Annotated in this window: 18 protein-coding genes; 15 read left to right on the top strand and 3 right to left on the bottom strand. The window is 41.1% G+C overall.

Annotated features, from left to right (window positions below; genetic code table 11):
- The first annotated feature begins 24 nt into the window (after positions 1-24).
- Complete coding sequence (locus IQ13_RS05870; protein WP_144885181.1) at positions 25-759, top strand: hypothetical protein; 735 nt, start codon at positions 25-27, stop codon at positions 757-759.
- Positions 760-809: 50 nt separating this feature from the next.
- Here IQ13_RS05870 and IQ13_RS05865 read toward each other — a convergent pair whose 3' ends face one another.
- Entirely contained in the window at positions 810-1,565 is a 756-nt protein-coding gene (locus IQ13_RS05865; RefSeq protein ID WP_158637331.1) for an FkbM family methyltransferase, read from the bottom strand.
- 90 nt (positions 1,566-1,655) lie between these two features.
- Between IQ13_RS05865 and IQ13_RS05860 the strand changes: the two genes are divergently transcribed.
- The 3 genes from IQ13_RS05860 (at position 1,656) to IQ13_RS05850 (ending at position 4,350) form a co-directional block, all read left to right on the top strand.
- On the top strand, positions 1,656-2,492 hold the full coding sequence (locus IQ13_RS05860) for a class I SAM-dependent methyltransferase (RefSeq protein WP_158637330.1): 837 nt from the start codon (positions 1,656-1,658) through the stop codon (positions 2,490-2,492).
- 83 nt (positions 2,493-2,575) lie between these two features.
- Positions 2,576-3,670: a DUF695 domain-containing protein gene (locus IQ13_RS05855; protein WP_144885178.1), complete on the top strand. Its 1,095-nt coding sequence runs from the start codon at positions 2,576-2,578 to the stop codon at positions 3,668-3,670.
- 134 nt (positions 3,671-3,804) lie between these two features.
- Positions 3,805-4,350 carry a DUF8685 domain-containing protein gene (locus IQ13_RS05850; RefSeq protein WP_144885177.1) on the top strand — a complete coding sequence of 182 codons (546 nt, stop codon included), beginning with the start codon at positions 3,805-3,807 and terminating at the stop codon, positions 4,348-4,350.
- Between the two features lie 61 nt (positions 4,351-4,411).
- Here the strand turns inward: IQ13_RS05850 and ric are convergent, their stop codons facing one another.
- The gene (gene ric, locus IQ13_RS05845; RefSeq protein ID WP_144885176.1) at positions 4,412-5,149 is read right to left on the bottom strand and encodes an iron-sulfur cluster repair di-iron protein; all 738 of its coding nucleotides are present in this window, start codon (positions 5,147-5,149) and stop codon (positions 4,412-4,414) included.
- Between the two features lie 50 nt (positions 5,150-5,199).
- On the opposite strand from ric, the gene IQ13_RS21345 reads away from it, so the two are divergent.
- Positions 5,200-5,337 carry a hypothetical protein gene (locus IQ13_RS21345; RefSeq protein WP_158637329.1) on the top strand — a complete coding sequence of 46 codons (138 nt, stop codon included), beginning with the start codon at positions 5,200-5,202 and terminating at the stop codon, positions 5,335-5,337.
- Here the strand turns inward: IQ13_RS21345 and IQ13_RS05840 are convergent.
- Positions 5,329-5,802 carry a GNAT family N-acetyltransferase gene (locus tag IQ13_RS05840; RefSeq protein WP_144885175.1) on the bottom strand — a complete coding sequence of 158 codons (474 nt, stop codon included), beginning with the start codon at positions 5,800-5,802 and terminating at the stop codon, positions 5,329-5,331. The genes IQ13_RS21345 and IQ13_RS05840 overlap by 9 nt on opposite strands.
- A 41-nt stretch (positions 5,803-5,843) precedes the next feature.
- On the opposite strand from IQ13_RS05840, the gene IQ13_RS05835 reads away from it, so the two are divergent.
- From IQ13_RS05835 to IQ13_RS05790, 10 genes are all read left to right on the top strand, one after another.
- Positions 5,844-7,031 (top strand): dipeptidase, encoded by a 1,188-nt coding sequence (locus tag IQ13_RS05835; protein WP_144885174.1) that lies wholly within the window; start codon positions 5,844-5,846, stop codon positions 7,029-7,031.
- 108 nt (positions 7,032-7,139) lie between these two features.
- On the top strand, positions 7,140-8,330 hold the full coding sequence (locus IQ13_RS05830) for an acetyltransferase domain-containing protein (protein WP_144885173.1): 1,191 nt from the start codon (positions 7,140-7,142) through the stop codon (positions 8,328-8,330).
- A gap of 19 nt (positions 8,331-8,349) precedes the next feature.
- A complete protein-coding gene (locus IQ13_RS05825) occupies positions 8,350-9,534 on the top strand; it encodes an acetyltransferase domain-containing protein (protein ID WP_144885172.1) in 1,185 nt (394 codons plus the stop codon).
- A 10-nt stretch (positions 9,535-9,544) separates the two neighbouring features.
- On the top strand, positions 9,545-10,702 hold the full coding sequence (locus IQ13_RS05820) for a serine hydrolase domain-containing protein (RefSeq protein ID WP_144885171.1): 1,158 nt from the start codon (positions 9,545-9,547) through the stop codon (positions 10,700-10,702).
- Between the two features lie 11 nt (positions 10,703-10,713).
- Positions 10,714-12,120 carry an APC family permease gene (locus IQ13_RS05815; RefSeq protein WP_144885170.1) on the top strand — a complete coding sequence of 469 codons (1,407 nt, stop codon included), beginning with the start codon at positions 10,714-10,716 and terminating at the stop codon, positions 12,118-12,120.
- A 114-nt stretch (positions 12,121-12,234) separates the two neighbouring features.
- Positions 12,235-12,981, top strand: coding sequence for a DUF2490 domain-containing protein (locus IQ13_RS05810; protein ID WP_158637328.1), 747 nt, complete (start codon positions 12,235-12,237; stop codon positions 12,979-12,981).
- A gap of 78 nt (positions 12,982-13,059) precedes the next feature.
- On the top strand, positions 13,060-15,279 hold the full coding sequence (locus IQ13_RS05805) for a penicillin acylase family protein (RefSeq protein ID WP_144885168.1): 2,220 nt from the start codon (positions 13,060-13,062) through the stop codon (positions 15,277-15,279).
- Between the two features lie 26 nt (positions 15,280-15,305).
- A complete protein-coding gene (locus IQ13_RS05800; RefSeq protein ID WP_144885167.1) occupies positions 15,306-16,136 on the top strand; it encodes an aminotransferase class IV in 831 nt (276 codons plus the stop codon).
- Between the two features lie 110 nt (positions 16,137-16,246).
- A complete protein-coding gene (locus IQ13_RS05795) occupies positions 16,247-18,127 on the top strand; it encodes a sensor histidine kinase (RefSeq protein WP_317129341.1) in 1,881 nt (626 codons plus the stop codon).
- Positions 18,108-18,704, top strand: a complete 597-nt coding sequence (locus tag IQ13_RS05790) for a response regulator (protein WP_158637327.1) — start codon at positions 18,108-18,110, stop codon at positions 18,702-18,704. Before IQ13_RS05795 ends, IQ13_RS05790 begins: the two co-directional genes overlap by 20 nt.
- Positions 18,705-19,040: the final 336 nt, after the last annotated feature.

Here is a 19,040-nt window from a genome sequence, read left to right as displayed (position 1 = left end):
CAGTTAGGAAGTATCATTGCAGCATTGAAAAAATTTGTTCTCTATATTATTATAGTATTGATGGCCAAAACAGGTTTGGCCCAGGTACAGTTAACCGGTACTGTTTACGACAGCACCAAACGAAATATTGTAATGGGTGTACAGGTAGTGTGCACCTGTGGTACGATGAGTTTTACCGACAGCGCCGGTAATTACAGCATTTATGTGAGTGAAAAAGATTCGGTGTTCTTCTTTTTTAATAACCGACCTACCCAAAAATTTGCTGTATCAACCATTAAAGATTTTACCGCCTTCGATATTTCGATTCAAATGCATGTGCCCGGCCGTTACAAACAGCTCAAAGAGATTATTGTGTATGGCAAAAACCGCCGGCAGGATTCAATTGAAAACAGGCTGCAGTACGATAAGGTGTTCAACCACGATAAAGGAGGTATCCGTTTTACCGGATCATCGCCCGAAGCAGGCGTAGGTGCAGGTATTGATTTAGATGCGTTGATTAATGTTTTCCGTTTCCGGCACAACAAAAGTATGGCCCGTTTCCAGGAACGTTTGATACGGGAAGAGCAGAACAAATACATCGACTACCGTTTTAATAAAACCATTGTAAAGCGACTTACCACTTTAACCGACGGTCCGCAACTCGACACCTTTATGGAACGTTACCGGCCGCAATACGAACTGCTTACACAGGTGCTCGATATAGAACTGTATATGTACATACAGGCTGCGGCAAAAGATTTTCAAAAAGGAAACAAATAGCCTTGTAATTCCTCGCCTGATTTATTACACCAACAAAGCAGAGTAAATAGTTACGGTTGCCGAACAGCAGCTACAAAATAGTAATTGAGCTTTTTGTAATACTGCTCTTCAAACTGCTGCCGGTTTAATGCAGGTTTGTTCTTCATAAACTGATGCAGTAGCGAAACCTTGTAACCCTTCGTTTCAAAAAACTGAAACAATTGTGCCGGAGTGTTATCATACACATCGGTACCGCCGATTCCACATTCAAAAACAATAACGGGTTGGTCTTTTTTAATCAGCTCTTCTGCTCCCTTGAGCACATCCAGCTCGGCACCTTCCACATCAATTTTAATAAACGCAATTCTGCCCGGTCTGTTTTGTAAAAGATCATCAAGCCTTGCAGTTTGTACAATTATTTCTGTATCAGTTTCGCCTTTCCGATCGTAGTTGCGTTTTTTGATGCCGCTGTAAGAAGGGTTACTCGTAACATAATTAAACGTGGTAGCTCCGTTACGATTACTCAGAGCGCAATCGAACAACTGTACATTCCCGTTGCTACTGTACTTATGCTTTAACCGATGGTAGAATAAAGGAAGAGGTTCGAAACCAAAGTGCATACCGTTGGGCGATTGTTGCAGCATCACATCGAGGATTTCGCCGTAATGGGTACCCACATCAATCGCATGGCTGTTGCTTTTACAAACAAGGCGAATGATTTGCTTCGTCTGCTGATCGTACAGTTGATTTCGGGTAATACTTACCGGCAGCTTCTTTACCAAACGCTTCAAGTGCAACAATATTCCGGTATTAAACAGTTGTAACATATGGGGACAACAACAGGTTTTTTCATTGATCTGAGTTGGCAAGATAACCCCTTTTGTACAGAAAGATTTACTTTGCTGCAAATTGAATGGATGCAGCTGAAAAAAATCTTCAACGCTTTCTTTCGCCCGGACAGGCTGGCGTTGCTCGACTACGACATTGTGCCCTCTCCCTTGTACAAAAAAGAGCAACCACATCAACAACTGTTACAACAGCTGCAACAGCAACAGAACCATTACAAACAATTGCTGCAACAGGCACTGCAGTACAAGGATAATTTTTGCGACATCAGCATACAAGAAACAAATGCAAATGCTGCCCCGGTTTGGAAGAACGATTTTTTTCCCGGTCTTGATATTGTTATACTGTACACCTTACTTGCTACCGTAAAACCAAAGCGCTATGTAGAAATAGGCAGCGGCACCAGCACAAAAATTGCTGCGAAAGCAAAAGCAGAACAACAGTTAACCACAACCATTACCTGCATTGATCCCTATCCACGAAAAGAAATTACAGCTGTTGCCGATGAATGGTTGAATGTACCGTTACAGCAGGCGCCGCTTTCGTTGTTTGAAAACTTAGAAGCAGATGATGTATTGTTTTTTGATGGCTCGCATTTATTACATGCCAACAGCGATGTGCAGTGGTTTTTTATGGAAGTACTGCCACGCTTAAAAGCAGGAGTTGTGGTACAGGTGCATGATATTTATTTGCCGTACGATTATCCGCAAAACATGTGCGATCGCTTTTATGCCGAGCAATACATGCTGGCGACCATGTTACTGAGTAATACTGAACGTTACGAAATAATTGCACCAAACTTTTATATGAGTGAAGATGACGAGCTGAACAAAATTCTAGAACCATTGTGGACAGAATTGCCGGGTGTAGAAAAGCATGGAGGATCTTTTTGGTGGAGGGTGAAATGAAAATAATAATAACTAATTTCTCATTCCTAATGCAAATTTCAGTTAGAAGCTAGAAATAAATATCAACTTATAAATTCAACCTAATGAGCTTTTTAAAGAATCTCTTTGGAACAAAAGAAACATCAATAAATTCATATCTAGACTTCTGGAATTGGTTTACAAAATATGAAACTGATTTCTACAATGTAGTTAAGAAAAATAAAGATATTGAAACGCTATTTTTTGATAAAATATCACCGAAGATCAGCGAGCTGCAAAATGGCTTTTTCTTTGTAACCGGCATGTATAATGATCATACTGCTGAATTAATTATAACCGCCGATGGTGATATAAAAAACATTGCATTTGTTGAAGATCTTGTCGAAGCAGCTCCATCACTTGAAAAATGGAGGTTTACAGCGCTGAAACCTGCACTAAACATAGAAGATGTAAACATCAGTATGGCTGGCTACGAGTTTACTGGTACAAATTTGTTCTTTTATGCAAATGAAAACGCTGCGTATCCGGATGAAGTAGATATATCAATAATTCATAACGAGCTTAATGATGAAAACAGAAATCAGATTTCTACCGGAGTATACATTTTTCTAGATAACTATCTAGGTGAGCTTGATTTTATCAATAATATTGACAACCTAAGCATAGTTGGTTCACATGAAGCTGAAAAAGAACCTGTACCCATTTCAAAACTTAAAGACTTTCTAACATGGCGTCAAAAAGAGTTTGTTGAAAAATATGAAGCAGTTCGCTATGATACAGAAAACGATAGCTATTCAATGCTTGAAGCCGAACTTGAGAGTGGCAATAAACTATTTGCTGTAATAAATACCGAACTCTTGGATTGGGATAGCAAGGCTTCTCATCCGTGGATAGCTACATTGACACTTAGGTATGATGGAAGTAACAACAACGGAATGCCAACTGATGATGATTATGAACTACTAAACCAAATTGAAGCAGAAATAGGAAAAGAACTTAAAGACTTTGATGGGTATCTTAATATTGGGCGACAGACAGCAAATGGAGAAAGAGAAATTTTCTTTGCTTGCAAAGAATTTCGTAACCCATCAAAAGTCTTTTATCAAATATCCCAGTCTTACAAAAAAAGCTTTAAAATTAACTACGAAATATATAAAGATAAATATTGGCAATCGTTTGAAAAATTTATAGCCAGATAATATTATTATTTACTCCGTTGTTGGTCGGGAGGCACAACCACGGCGGGCTTGATCGTCCCATCATCTGCTTAGTAAACATCGCCTATATTATTTCCCTTTTTCAGTTGTACTTTGCCTTTCCAAAATTTTCGAACATGGAACAAACAAACCTTGGCATCGGCACACGCCTGCAACATACACAACACGGTCCGGGTGTAATCGTGGGTATCCGTTACGCCACCTATTTAATTTCCTTCATCCACAGTGGTGTAAAAGAAATTGATAAAACAGATACGAACCTCGATGAGATCATTCCTGAAAATATCACCGAAGAAATTGAAACGCACAGCGAAGTAGAAAAATCGCTGCTGAAAATCTTACGCCTGTGGAATGGTATAAGCGAAGTGGTTCCGCTTGGCGAAAAATGGGAAGGCGGTACGTTGCTGCTGCAACCGAAAGACAAATCGCTCAAACCCAAAGAAATTCCTGTAGAAGATTTCTTTCACAAGATTGTGATACTGCGTGATCGTTTGCGGGTGCTGGAACAAAACATCAACAGCAACAAAAACCTCAGCGACGAAGAGAAGGTAAACATCCAGCAATACATTACCCGTTGTTACGGTTCACTCACCACTTTTAATGTATTGTTTAAAAACAAAGAGCATTGGTTTGTGGGCGAAAAAAGCAACAAAGACGAATAAACAGCAAGGCCGCATTACTGCGGCCTTTTTTTTCTCATGTTGATGTATGCAAGGGTACAGCTTACAGGTGTGCTTTTGCACATACCTGTTGCTCTAACTGTTTTGCTTTGGGAAAAAGAATATTGTTCTCCAGGTGAATATGTGTGTGCAGATCGTCTTCAAACTCTTTCAGCTTGGCATACAACACCCGGTATGTATTACATGCTTCAGCAGGCGGATTGTAATTATCGCTGAGCACTCCTATTTCGTGAAAATGATTGCCTGCATCTTCGTGTTCTGCTTCCATCATACGGATGGGGTTATCCACTGTTCCAAAATGTGGGGCAGCAATGGTTACCTTGTTGCGGGCTGCAGCAGCCAGCTGGGCAACATAAGGAAAGAGAATCAGTTCTTCTTTCTGCAGATGATGCGTAAGTTCTTCGGCCACTTCATCAAATAAACGGGCAATGGCCACTACTTCGGGTCGATGGCCGCCATGCACCTGTGCAACCTTATGTGCATACTGGCGCACAACAGCAATATTGTTAGCCACATAGCTGTGATGCTTTTCAACAATGTATTGTGCCAGTTTATCGAGCTGCCATTCGTTGAAGTTTGTGTTGTTGTCGGGTACTGCGTTACCAATGTTGTACAACTGCTCGGCCAATTCGTTGTAGGAAATGTTTTTCTTTCTGCAGATATCGCTTACGGTTACTTTACCACCGCAACAGAAATCGATCCCGTATTTTTTAAATACATCGGCTGTACGGTAATCTTCTGTTACAAGTTCTGCTACTGTTCTTTCTGCTATTGTTTGCATGATTGTGATTTTTTGTAAGGCGAAACTACCGCCGTTAACAACCATGCATTATGCGTTCAATCATAAACAACCCGCATGACAAAGAAATTACAAAACGATCCCGTGTGGCCTGTTTATACGAGTATCAAAGCAAAAGCGCCACCGTTGATGGTGGCGCTTTTGCTTTATTCAACAATAGTTTATGCTAATTCTTTCTCCATATACACTACACCATCCAGCGGATTTTCGTAGTAAGATGTTGTTTCAACAAAACCATACTGCTTGTATAAACCAATGGCTGGTTGCAGTTTTTCCAAAGTATCGAGTTTCATTTTGGTATAACCCATCATCGCTGCATCCTTCATTACCTGCTCTACCAACACCTTCCCAATTTTGTGTTTGCGGTAATGCGGACGAACATACAAGCGCTTCATTTCACAAACACCTTTTTCTTTCAAAGGAGTAAGTGCCACACAACCGGCAATTTCGCTGTTCCATTTTGCCACATATAACACACCCAATGGCGGACCGTATTTCTTCAGTGGATTTTTTATTTCTTCCTGAAAGCTCTGGAAGCAGAGATCTTCATCCAGTTCCCGTTCATATTCTTCAAACAGTTTACGGGCCTCATCCATCAACCATCCTTCCTGTTGGATATCTATTAACTCAATCATTTGTTTTAACTTAACTGCAAACTTACAACCTTTACACGCTCATGCTACTGCGAATTGTTATTTTATTGTTGTTGCCTTCTTTTCTGTTTGCCCAGAAATATCAAAAAATTCACCACGGTTCGGTGTTGGTAGATACGCATAACGATATTCCGTCATCTTCTATTGAAAAGAAAGTTGCGTTTGATACAGATCTCAGCGGGCAAACACATTCCGATTTACAACGCATGTTTAAAGGTGGCGTAAAAGGTCAGATGTTCTCGATCTTTTGCGGAGGTGAACAAAAAGAACCGTTTGCATTTGCCAACCAGGAAATGGACAGTGTGTACGCATGGGTAAAACGTAATCCTTCTAAGATGATGCTGGTGTATACGCCTGCTGATTTTAGTAAAGCCATCAAAGAAAAAAAGCTGGCCACCATGTTTGGGGTTGAAGGCGGGCACATGATTGAGAATGATCTTGCAAAACTCGATGTATTGTACAAAAGAGGCATGCGTTATATGACGATTACCTGGAACAACTCCACGCCTTGGGCAACCAGTGCAGCCGATGAAACAACAGCTGGCGGAGCTGTAAACAGCGAAGGCAAAAAAGGATTAACCGCTTTTGGTAAGCAGATAATTCAACGGATGAATGAGCTGGGTATAATGGTTGACGTTAGTCATGTTGGCGAACAAACTTTCTGGGATATCGTCAGCACTTCAACCAAACCCATCATTGCATCGCATAGTTGTGTATGGAATCTTTGTCCGCACAGAAGAAATTTAAAAGATGAGCAGATCAAAGCCATTGCAAAAAGCGGCGGCGTGATCTTTCTTAACTTCTATGGAGGTTTTATTGATAGTACGTATGAAGCAAAGCGGGATGAACTGTTAAAGCAATACCAGCCGGAAATTGATTCGCTGATCAAAACAAATATGCAACCGGATTATGCACGCATAATTACTGCAGAAAAATATAAAGACAGGCTGTTAAATATTCGTCCATCGTTATCGGTACTCATCGATCATCTCGATTATATTGTAAAACTGGTTGGTGTAGATCATGTTGGTATGGGCAGCGATTTTGATGGTATTGAAGTTCCCCCACGTGAATTGAATGGAGTGGAAGATTATCCGCTCATCACCAAAGCTTTGCTCGAAAGAGGTTACAGCAAAAAAGATATTCGCAAAATACTTGGCGGAAATTTTATGCGGGTGTTTACAGCCGTTACAAATAACGAAAGCAAATGATTTGTTTGCAAACATCAATTCTTCTTTCTACCTTTTTAATGCCGACCTTCGTGTCGGCATTTTTGTAGCTGCATTTATGCAACTACAACCACCATCAATCAACTACACATGCAACAACCACTATCTGTTTCTAAACGCATTACATCTATTGATTTGCTGCGGGGAACGGTCATGATTATTATGGCGCTGGATCATGTTCGGGATTATTTTCATGCCGATGCCTTTTTGTATGATCCGTTGGATCTTGCCAAAACATCCCCTGCTTTGTTTTTTACAAGATGGATTACCCATTTCTGTGCACCCGTTTTTATTTTTCTGGCGGGCACTTCTGCTTTACTCAGCGGACAAAAAAAATCGAAGAAAGAACTTTCACTTTTCCTCCTGAAAAGGGGCGCCTGGTTAATTTTTCTTGAGCTGACGCTGATTACGTTTTTATGGAATTTCGATTTAGCGTTTACCAATATTTACTTCATTGTTATCTGGACCTTGGGTATAAGCATGGTGATTCTGGCAGCACTTATTCATTTACCTGTTAAATTCATTTTCGTCATCGGTCTTGTTTTGGTTGCTGCACACAACCTGTTCGACCAGGTGCACGTACCCGGTAATTCGCTCAAAGCTTTTGGATGGTCGTTGCTACACGATCAAATGTTTTTTACCTGGCAAGGAAAAAATATCCTGGTAGGCTATCCGGTTCTCCCATGGATTGGGGTGATGGCGCTTGGTTATTGCTTCGGTACATTGTTTACTGCTGCATACAGTGTGCAACAGAGAAAAAAACTGTTACTGCTTATTGGCGGCACAGCCGTTGCGCTGTTCATCATCATTCGTTGTATAAACGTCTATGGCGATCCTGTTCCGTGGAGTACCCAATCGTCTCCTTTCTATACGTTCTTGTCATTTATTAAAGCCAATAAATATCCGCCTTCGCTCCTGTATGTATTAATGACGTTGGGACCAGCCATCTTGTTTCTGGCTTTTACCGAAAATACGGCCAACAAAATTTCAAACATCATTTCGGTTTATGGCAGGGTACCCATGTTCTACTACCTTACACATATTTTCCTGGTTCACCTTTTTGCTATGCTGGCGGCAGAGTTCTTTACCGATTTCAGCTGGAAGGCTTGGATACTGAAACAACCACTCTGGTTTGCAGAAGATTTAAAAGGCTATGGGTTTTCATTATCGGTGGTTTATCTTGTTTGGATATTTATTGTTGTTGCATTGTATCCATTGTGTAAACGATACGATCGCTACAAAATCAACCATAAAGAAAAATGGTGGCTGAGTTATTTATAACATCACATCAGTAAATAGTATGCAGCAAACAATCTCATCATCGAAACGAATTGAATCCATCGATCTGCTTCGGGGTATAGTAATGATCATTATGGCACTCGATCATACACGTGATTTTTTTCATCGGGAAGCATTTACCGGCGATCCGCTCAATCCTGAAACAACAACAGCTGCGCTTTATTTCACACGCTGGATCACCCATTTCTGTGCACCGGCTTTCGCGTTTCTTTCCGGTGTTTCGGCCTGGCTGCAAAGCAAAAGAAAAACAACAAAAGAGCTGAGTTGGTTTCTCATCACACGTGGCCTTTGGCTGGTGCTGATAGAAATAACAGTAATGACATTTGGAGTATTAGGCGATATCTACTTCAGTACAATCGTTCTTGCAACAATATGGTCCATTGGCATCAGTATGGTTCTGCTGGGTTTACTAATCTGGTTACCGTTCCGTGCATTACTGATCATCGGGCTACTGATCGTATTTGGGCATAACCTGCTGGATTTTGCTGAAGCAGAGCGCAACGGCGCTGTTCCTGTGTGGTGGAGCTTCTTGCATCGTCCTGCTTTTCTTCAGGTAAGCAGCAAGTTTACATTGGGCATCATGTATCCTTTTTTGCCATGGACAGGTTTGATGATACTCGGTTATTGTTTCGGTAAACTTTTCAGCAATACAGAAACCGAACGCAGAAATAAACTCATGTTATGGATGGGCGTTGCTGCGTTGGTATTTTTTGTGATACTCCGCTGGATAAATGTGTATGGCGATTCACAACCATGGAGTAATCAAAAGACCGGGCTGCAAACATTTTTCTCTTTTATGAATGTGCAAAAATATCCGCCATCATTACTGTTTATGTGTGCAACAATTGGTGGCGCACTTATCTTCTTATCATTTATAAAAAATACCGGCGGACGGTTTGCACAATTCGCTATTGTATTTGGCCGTGTTCCACTCTTTTATTACATCGTGCATTTTTATGTGCTCCATCTCATTTCAATTATGCTTTTCTTTTCAAGAGGACATAGTGTAGCAGAAGGTATGAACGTACCCATTCCGTTTAAATTTATTATACCGGGAGAAGGTTATAGTTTATGGATCGTGTATGTTGTTTGGCTTTCGGTTGTAATGGCCTTGTACCCGTTATGTAAATGGTACGATCGTTATAAAACAAATCATAAAGAAAAGAAATGGCTGAGTTATTTGTAATATTGAAATTATGAAACAGTATCTCCGGCAATTCGTTTGTATAAGCCTATTCTTTTTAGCTGTTGCTGTTACGTATGCACAGCAGAGTTATTTTCCCGATGCTGAATGGCAAACAAAAAAACCACAGGAGCTGAAGATGAATGCAGCAACGCTCGACAGTGCTGTTGCTCTTGCGTTACGAAGCGAAAACAAAGTTGAACGGGATTTACGTATAGCCAATATAAAATCCTACTCTCGGGAACCGGGCTATAAAATTATCGGGCCCATGAAAGAACGTGGCGGACCTGCAGGGCTGGTTATTAAAAACGGGTACATTGTTGCACAATGGGGCGATGTGAACCGTGTTGATATGACATTCAGCGTTACCAAGAGTTATCTTTCTACCGTTGCAGGCTTAGCCGTTGATCAGGGTTTGATCAAAAACGTAACCGACAAAGTTGGGCAATATGTGTGGGACGAAAGTTTTGAAGGACCACATAATGCAAAAATTACCTGGCAGCATTTACTTACACAATCGAGCGATTGGAGCGGAAGCTTATTTGGTTTGCACGATTGGGCCGATCGCCCGCCAAAAGAAGGAAGCATTGACGATTGGAAAAACCGCAAACTGCTGGAACCCGGCACCAATTACGAATACAATGATGTACGTGTAAACTTGTTGGCCTATTCGTTATTACAGGTGTGGCGCAAACCATTACCCATTGTGCTCAAAGAAAAAATTATGGATCCCATTGGGGCATCTACTACCTGGCGCTGGTTTGGTTACGAAAACTCATATGTAACGATGGATGGTCTCACTGTACAATCGGTAAGTGGTGGTGGTCATCATGGTGGCGGCATTTTTATCAATACATATGATCATGCACGGTTTGGTTTGTTGTTTCTGCGCAATGGCAAATGGAAAAACCAACAGTTGCTCTCCGAAAAATGGATCGCTGCCATACAGCAACCATCTGCTGCTAACAAAAACTACGGTTACTTGTGGTGGTTAAATACCGAACAAAACTGGAAAGGTATTTCAGCTAGTGTTTACTATGCTGTTGGTTTTGGCGGCAATTACATCATTGTTGATAAGGAACACGATCTGGTTGTTGTTGCACGCTGGCTCGATGACAGTAAGGTTGCAGATGTGTTGCGGTTAATTATCCAGTCTGCAGAAAATAAATAAGCAGCAACTTCATGCATAACAATACCAGCACTCAACAACCAACATTAAAACGTGCCTTGGGCCTTAGTACCGGCATTCTACTCGTAGCAGGTATGATGATTGGTTCCGGTGTGTTTAAAAAGATTGTGCCCATGGCACAAACGGGTTTAAGCGAAACATGGATTATTGTTGCATGGATCGGTGCCGGGCTCATTACCATGTTTGGTGCGTTTACGCTTGCCGGCCTTTCTGCGTTAACCGAAGAATCGGGAGGTGTATACGAATACCTGCGTCTATCGTTCGGTAATTTCTTTTCGTTTCTGTTTGGCTGGACCGATTTTACCATCATCGGTTGTGCATCCATTGCTGCACTCGGTTTCATTTTTGCACAAACGGTGAATGTATTTATTCCATTAGGAAATCCTTTTCATACGCTCGAGCATGTTTCGATTGCCGGTTTTATTTTTCCCTTTCAGGATGGCGGCATTAAGATGCTGGCAATAACAGCCATTATATTACTCACATGGGTCAACTACCGTGGTGTGCAAAATGGCGGACTCGTTAACAACATCATCACATCGGCCAAAATACTCGGTATTCTTTTGTTGATTGTGTTGGGGCTTTCGTATGCTGGTACAAACGAAACAATACAGCCAACCACATCTGCTCCTGCAACGGAACTGCATGGTATGGCCTTATTCAGTGCTGTACTTGCTGCCATGCTGAGTGCATTCTGGGCTTACGATGGCTGGAGTAATATTTCGTTTATTGCAGGTGAAATAAAAAATCCGAAACGTAACATTCCCATGGCAATCATTAGTGGTGTGGCGATTGCCATGCTGTTGTATGTGCTGATCAATTTAGCCTATATGCATGTGTTGCCGTTGCACACATTAAAAGCAGTTGAGGAAAGCCAGATAGGTGCAGCCGTTGTTGCAGAAACATTGCTGGGCAAGGCTGGTCAATCGTTGATTGTTGTGCTCATCATGATTTCGGTATTTGGCACAATCAACGGCATTATCCTGGCACATGCACGCATTTACTACCGTATGGCACAGGGAAATTTCTTTTTCAAAAAAGCAGCAACGGTGCATCCTGTTTACCGCACGCCATCTGTTACCTTATTGTATACCATGATCTGGAGTTGTGTACTTGTACTGTCGGGCACGTTTGATATGTTAACGAATATGGTGATCTTTGCCGGATTTTTGTTTTACAGTCTTGTAGTAATTGCATTGTTTAAAATGAAACGCAACGGAACAATCAAAACAAAAGTGATCGGTTACCCCGTACTACCTGCGTTTGTTGGCTTGTTCTCAATTGCGTTATTGGTTAACACCGTTATTACACAACCCGTGCAATCGCTTACTGGTTTGGTACTGGTACTTAGTGGTGTTTTCTTTTACCTGTACTTTAAAAAGCAGCACAGTACAGGTTAGCATGCCTTTTGTTTTGCAGGATATGTTTTCAAAAGACATGAATCAGTAATAAGTGTGATAGAACTCACCGATAAAAAAAGTTAGTCATTTTATTTTTGTACAATGTATTTGCAGTTGAACAAGTATCTACCCGTCCTGTTTTTAATTTTCTCGTTAAACGCTGCAGCACAACGCACACGTGAAGTGCAGCATCAAAATCATTTCTGGACAAGTATTAACACACAGGCCCGCATCAGCAATAAAATTTTTCTTGTTGGCGATTTTCATGTTCGACGTACGAATTACTTAAAGAACAACAACTTTTACTATACCCGTGCAGGTGTTGGGTATATAATTAACAAAAACCTGAGTGTATCGTTAAGCGGCGGCCACATGTGGCTGGCCAACAAAACAGCTACCACCGAACTGTTTGTAAATGAGAACAGGTTGGTGCAGCAGGTACAGCTTAATCAGCCATTGGGCAAAGTACAACTGTCTCAACGCTTCCGTTTAGAAGAGCGTTGGATTCAGAAAGTGGTCAACAACGAGCTTACAGATAATTATCGTTACAGCACACGTTACCGCTACCAGTTAGGTCTCAACATTCCGCTAAGCAAAAATAAATATGTGCCCAGCATTGCACTGAGTGATGAGTTGATGCTGCAGACAGGCAAGGATATTGTGTACAACAACTTCGATCAAAACCGTTTGTTTGCCGGCATCAAACAACAGATCACTCCATCGCTCGCATTCGACTTTGGTTACATGCATGTATGGCAACAACGTTTAAGCGGTTATCAATACAATCTTAACCACACCATCCGCTGGTTCTTTTACTGGCAGCCCGATTTCAGAAAGAAACACACAACTGCCAATCCATAACTAAGGCCGTTGCTGTAAAGCTTTTTGCGGGCACACAACGAATACTTAGCTTAGTGGTAACTGTTAATGGTTACTGCTATGCGTTATTTTATTTTACTGTTTCTTCCTTTCTTTTCTGCTGCACAGCCTTTTTCATCTGCCGAAATAAAAAAATGGCAGCAACAGGCAGCTGCTGTCAACATCATTCGTGATAACTGGGGAGTTCCGCATGTTTATGGAAAAACCGATGCGGATGCGGTATTCGGTTTACTGTATGCACAATGCGAAGACGATTTTAAACGGGTGGAGATGAACTATATTGAAAAGCTGGGTCGCAAAGCAGAAGTGTTAGGCGAAACTGCTTTGTACGGCGATCTCTACATCCGCTTACTCATCGACAGTGCAGAAGCTGTGGCCGATTACAACAAAGCGCCTCTTTGGTTGAAACAATTAATGAATGCTTGGGCCGATGGGATCAATTATTACCTCTATAAACATCCCGAAGTAAAACCGGCTTTGCTCACCCGCTTTAAACCCTGGTACCCGTTGTTGTGGACCGATGGCAGCATTGGTGCCATCAGTACCGGCGATGTTACCGAAGCAGAAGTAAAAAATTTTTACAGCGATAGTATCAAAATGTCTTCGGCTTATATAAACGCATTGAAAGAAGAGCAGCTATTCGCCTACGCTGCAGTTGCTGAAAATAAACAAACCGATGGCAGCAATGGTTTTGCTGTAGCGCCCTCGAAAACAGAAAGCGGCAATGCCATTCTTTACATCAATCCGCACACCACTTTCTATTTCCGGCCCGAAGTACACATGAACAGCGAACAAGGACTGAATGTATACGGCGCCGTAACATGGGGACAGTTTTTTATTTACCAGGGCTTCAATCCTTATTGCGGATGGATGCATACCAGCAGCAGTGTTGATGTGAGCGATATGTATGCCGAAGAAACAAAACGACAGGGCTCCGGCTATGTATACAAATACAATAAGCAATGGTTGCCGGTAAAAGAAAAGCTGATTGAGCTGCAATACAAAAGCAATGGTCAAATAGTAACAAAAAAAATCAGGGCGTTCTACACACATCACGGACCGGTTATGGCAAAACGTGGATCGCAGATCATTAGTGTAAAAAGCAACAACCGTGATCTGAAAGGTTTAATACAAAGCTGGCTACGCACCAAAGCAAAAGGATTGGATGATTATAAAAAAGTAATGGATCTGCAGGCCAATACCAGCAACAACACCGTATTTGCCGATTACAAAGGAAACATTGCTTACTGGCATGGCAACTTTGTACCTGTGCGTGATAAAAATCTCAACTGGGGCAAAGTAATGGATGGCACTACAACTGTTACTGAATGGAAAGGACTGCATAAAGTAAATGAAACAGTTCATGTTTATAATCCGGCAAACGGATGGATACAAAACTGCAATTCCACACCATTTACTGTAAGTGGCGATGCCAGCCCCAAGAAAAAAGATTATCCTGTTTACATGGCACCGGATGGTGAAAATTTTCGAGGCGTGAATGCGGTACGGGTGTTGAGCAAGGAAAATAAATTCACCATCGATAAAATGATCAAGGCGGGTTACGATACCTATCTTGCTGCATTTGAAATTTTAGTTCCGGCATTAATAAAAAACTACGATGCTAGCGTAACTGCAGACAATGCTTTTTATAAAGATCTTGTTGAACCCATGCAGGTATTGAAGCAATGGGATTATCGTGTAGCCGAAAATTCAGTTGCTACGGCTTTGGCTATTGAGTGGGCACAGTTACTTGGCCCGGGCATTCGCAAAGTGTATATTGAAGATGGCGAAACCGACCAGGTTGATGCAACAAAACTTTTTGCTGACTCAGCTTCGGCTGCACAGCTACTCAACCCGCTCTTAGAGGTGGTACGTATGTTTCAAAAAAGATATGGTAAGTGGAATGTTGCCTGGGGAGAGATCAACCGCTTTCAACGGGTGAGTAACGATATTCAGCAACAATACAACGATAATAAAGAAAGTGTACCTGTTGCCTTTGCATCAAGTGCATGGGGCATGTTGCCTGCCTATAACAGCAACTACTATCCCGGTACAATAAAGCGTTACGGCACCAGTGGCAATAGTTTTATTTGTGCTGTGGAGTTTGGAAAACGCATTAAAGCCAAATCGCTTTTGGCTGGTGGTGTAAGTGGTAATGTGCAATCGCCGCATTTCAACGATCAGTTGCTCATGTATACAAAAGGACAATTTAAAGATGTACTGTTTTATAAAGAAGATGTACTGAAGCATGTGGAACGTTCTTATCACCCGGGCGAATAATCCTTTTAACTATTGAAGCAAGAAACATGTGGACGTTTATTAATGGCGATTGGGTAGAAGCAGCAAAAGCAAGTGTACATGTAAGCGATTTAGCCATACAGCGAGGTTATGGCGTATTCGATTTTTTCAGAACAGTGAATCATAAACCGTTATTTATTGATGATCATCTTGCACGGTTGAAACAATCTGCATCAATACTTCGGCTGTCGTTACCTTATACTTTAGATGCGCTAAAACAAATTATACTGGAACTCATCAACCGTAACCAGCTGGCAACTTCGGGTATACGTATTACCGTAACCGGTGGTTATGCTGCGGATACGTATTCCATCAGCACACCGAACATCATCATTACACAAGCGCCACTAACAATGGATGATGTTTTTGATGAGAAAAAAAGTATCCGGCTTATAACAGAAGAATACGTACGGGAATTGCCAACAGTAAAATCCATTAATTATCTAATGGGTGTTTACCTGCAGCAAAAAGTAAAAGATGCGGGTGCTGATGATGTGTTGTATGTAAAAGACAGCTGCATCAGCGAACTGCCCCGGTCGAATGTATTTGTTGTTACGCACAACAATGAATTACTTACTGCAGATACAAATGTGTTGCACGGTATTACACGAAAACATATTCTGCAACTTGCTTCGTCGTTCCTTAAAGTTAAAGAACAGCCTGTACATATAGAAGATGTATTGCAAGCAAAAGAGGTGTTTGTAAGCAGCACAACCAAACGCTTACTGCAGGTACATTCGGTAAACGGCAACAGCATTGCAAACGGCAAACCCGGCAACGTTACTCAACAACTGTATCAACTTTTTTTACAGCTGGAACAAAATAATACGCTGCAATAGTTACTACAAATAAAAACGGTTTGCGAACCGCTGTTCTATAATACCAACAAAGGAGTATTTCAGTTCTGTAAATATCCGTTTACTTTGTATCACTACTTTAACTTGCTGCTATTTATAAACGTTTACGATACCTGATCTTTTGTTTACTGCTTTGCTTTGGCGCAACAGCACAAATACAGTTTTTCCATAACGAATCAAAAGCAGACATCAACACGTCGCTCGTTCTTGCTTACGGAGATACATCGGCACAAATGGATCTTGAACGGTTTGCTGCTATTAAGAACAACATGCAGCCGGTTTCCGCTGTCAAGTTTAACCTCAGTTATAAAAATGAAATGCTGTGGTTGTATATTCCTCTGGCTGCAGTAAAAGATTTTTCTTCGTTTACACACATTATGTTGCGTAACCCGCATCTCAACAACCTGCATGTTTGGGTGTTTGATGGCGACAGCCTTGTAAAAACATTTGCCCCAACCGGCGATCATTTACCTTTTGCAAGCCGAACCTTACGCTACGCCGATTTTGTTTTTCCTATACCCGAACAAAACCGTAACAGGCTTTCTTTGTTAATACTGCTCGATAAACGCAATGAACAATTAAACGTTCCCGTTCACTTTGTTACGGAAGAGGGGTTTTCTTCTTACAACAGGCGTAAGAATTTATTAGCCGGTTTAATGTCGGGATTAGGATTATTTTTATTCCTGTTTACGTTCTTCCTGTTTTATACGATGCGTGAAAAACTGTACGTGTATTACAGTCTTTACGTTTTAATGGTGTTCTTTTATATTTTCAGCGATTATGGGTATTCCTTTATGTACTTGTTTCCCAACCATCCGCTGCCGGCCGATTTTACGAGGCCGCTTTCTATTTCGCTTGCGTCGCCATTATACATGCTTTTTGCCATAACGCTGCTAAACATAAAAGAGCATTTACCTAAGCATTACAAGTGGGTTGTTGGCTTTGTTATTTTCTATCTCAGCGCTTTAGTCATCAGCACGTTTGTTATACCTAATACGGGAAAAATCCGCATCCTGCTTGTTTGGCTGATGCAGATTTTCCAAAACACCGGTGCCATTATTATATTGGTAACCGCAATTGCGGCATGGCGTAAAAAGATTGCATACGCAGGTTATATCATTTGTACAAGTCTTGTGCTGCTGTTTGCCTTTTTTGTTTTTATGCAATATGTTTCGGGCTACATCACCGATACATTGATTACCCGTAATATGATGAACATTGGCTTTGCCACCGAGGTAAGTATTCTTGCATTTGTGCTTACACTTCGCTTTAAAAAATACAAAGAGCAAAGTGAACAATTGTTGCGGACCACCAACCTGCAGCAGGAACAGATTTTCCAGAACATCAGCAACTACCAGGAAAAAGAGATGCAGCGTTACAGCAGTTTGCTGCACGATTCTGTCGGAGCTCGTCTTTCGGCAATAAGATTGAATCTTGAATCGCTGAAACAAAAAATACCTGAAATACAATTGACCAAATCAATTGAAGATATTGGTGAGCTGGCTAACGATGTGCGGCAGTTTTCGCACAATCTATCACCCGTTTTGTTACAAAAGAAAGGCTTGGTTGGTGCAGTGAAACAAATTGTAGAAGGCGTAAACGAAAGCCAACGTATTTTCATTCAGTTCGAATCGATAGGCTCGCTGCAGAAGGTAAGTTTCCGTTACGAATTAATGGTGTACAATATTTTGCAGGAGCTTATTCAAAACATTCTTAAACATGCACAAGCCACAGAAGTAATTATTCAGCTGATACTTGAAAAAGAGTTGATTTATCTTTTTGTGGAAGATAACGGCAGGGGATTTAACCATTTATCAATCAAAGAAGGACTTGGATTTTCTCAAATCCAACAATTGGTTACTTTCGTACAGGGAAGTCTTACAATTGATGCTAAAGAAGGGTACGGTTGTAAGGTAACGCTTGAATTTCCTGTACTACCAGATGAAGCCAACCATGCGACTACTTATCGTTGATGATCATCCTTTTTTTTCGGAAGGATTAAGTAATGCCCTGCGACCACACCCGGAATACGTGGTTATAAACAGCGTACAATCGGGTAACGATGTAATGAGCGCCTTGCTGCAAGATGAAGCAGATATTCTTATCCTCGATATTAATTTGCCGGGTATTAACGGGCTTGATTTATTACCCCGCATTAAACAAAAATATCCCCAGCTGAAAATTATGCTGCTGAGTATGTATATGCCTGCCGATATACGACTCGATCCGGAGAAGCAACCCATTGATGCCTATGTACTGAAAAATTCGGGAACTGATATTCTGCTGGCAGCGTTGGAGCAATTAAAAGCAGGGGAACGTTTTTTCGATCCGAACATCCAATCTACAAATCATCATGCCAACGATAACTTCAGCCGTAAGTTAAAACTCAGTTCCCGAGAGCTGGAGATATTACAATTGCTGAAAGACGGTTACTCCAATAAAGAAATTTCGCAAAAGCTGTTTCTTAGTGAACTAACGGTAAAGACTCACCGAAAAAATATTATGGCAAAAATGGATGCGAGGAATATTGCTGATCTGTTGCGGAAGTGATTGATTACAACAATACTTTACATCTTATTTTTATTTTATTTATTTAGCGGATAACGTAATAAACAAAACAACTTCTGCCTGGTCTCAAAAAATACTCCTTTGTTGGTATTGACATTGCTAAATAAAAGAACTTACTTTATTAATCGAAACTATCTGGTTTAGAAGTCCAGCTTTCCCATAAGATAATTACAGTTAAAACACTATTTCTTGGAATAGCCATGAATAATAGTTTTACCTATTCCTTTTCATCGCTGTCCACTCTTCTTTGAACAACCAATTGCTTTCTTACCTTCTGAGCTCCCGCATAACTGCTACAGAAAACCCTGTAACCAAATC

Source organism: Lacibacter cauensis (assembly GCF_007830055.1).
GTDB lineage: Bacteria > Bacteroidota > Bacteroidia > Chitinophagales > Chitinophagaceae > Lacibacter > Lacibacter cauensis.
The sequence above is the reverse complement of the archived record's forward strand: the minus strand, read 5'-3'. Positions and strand labels throughout refer to the sequence as shown.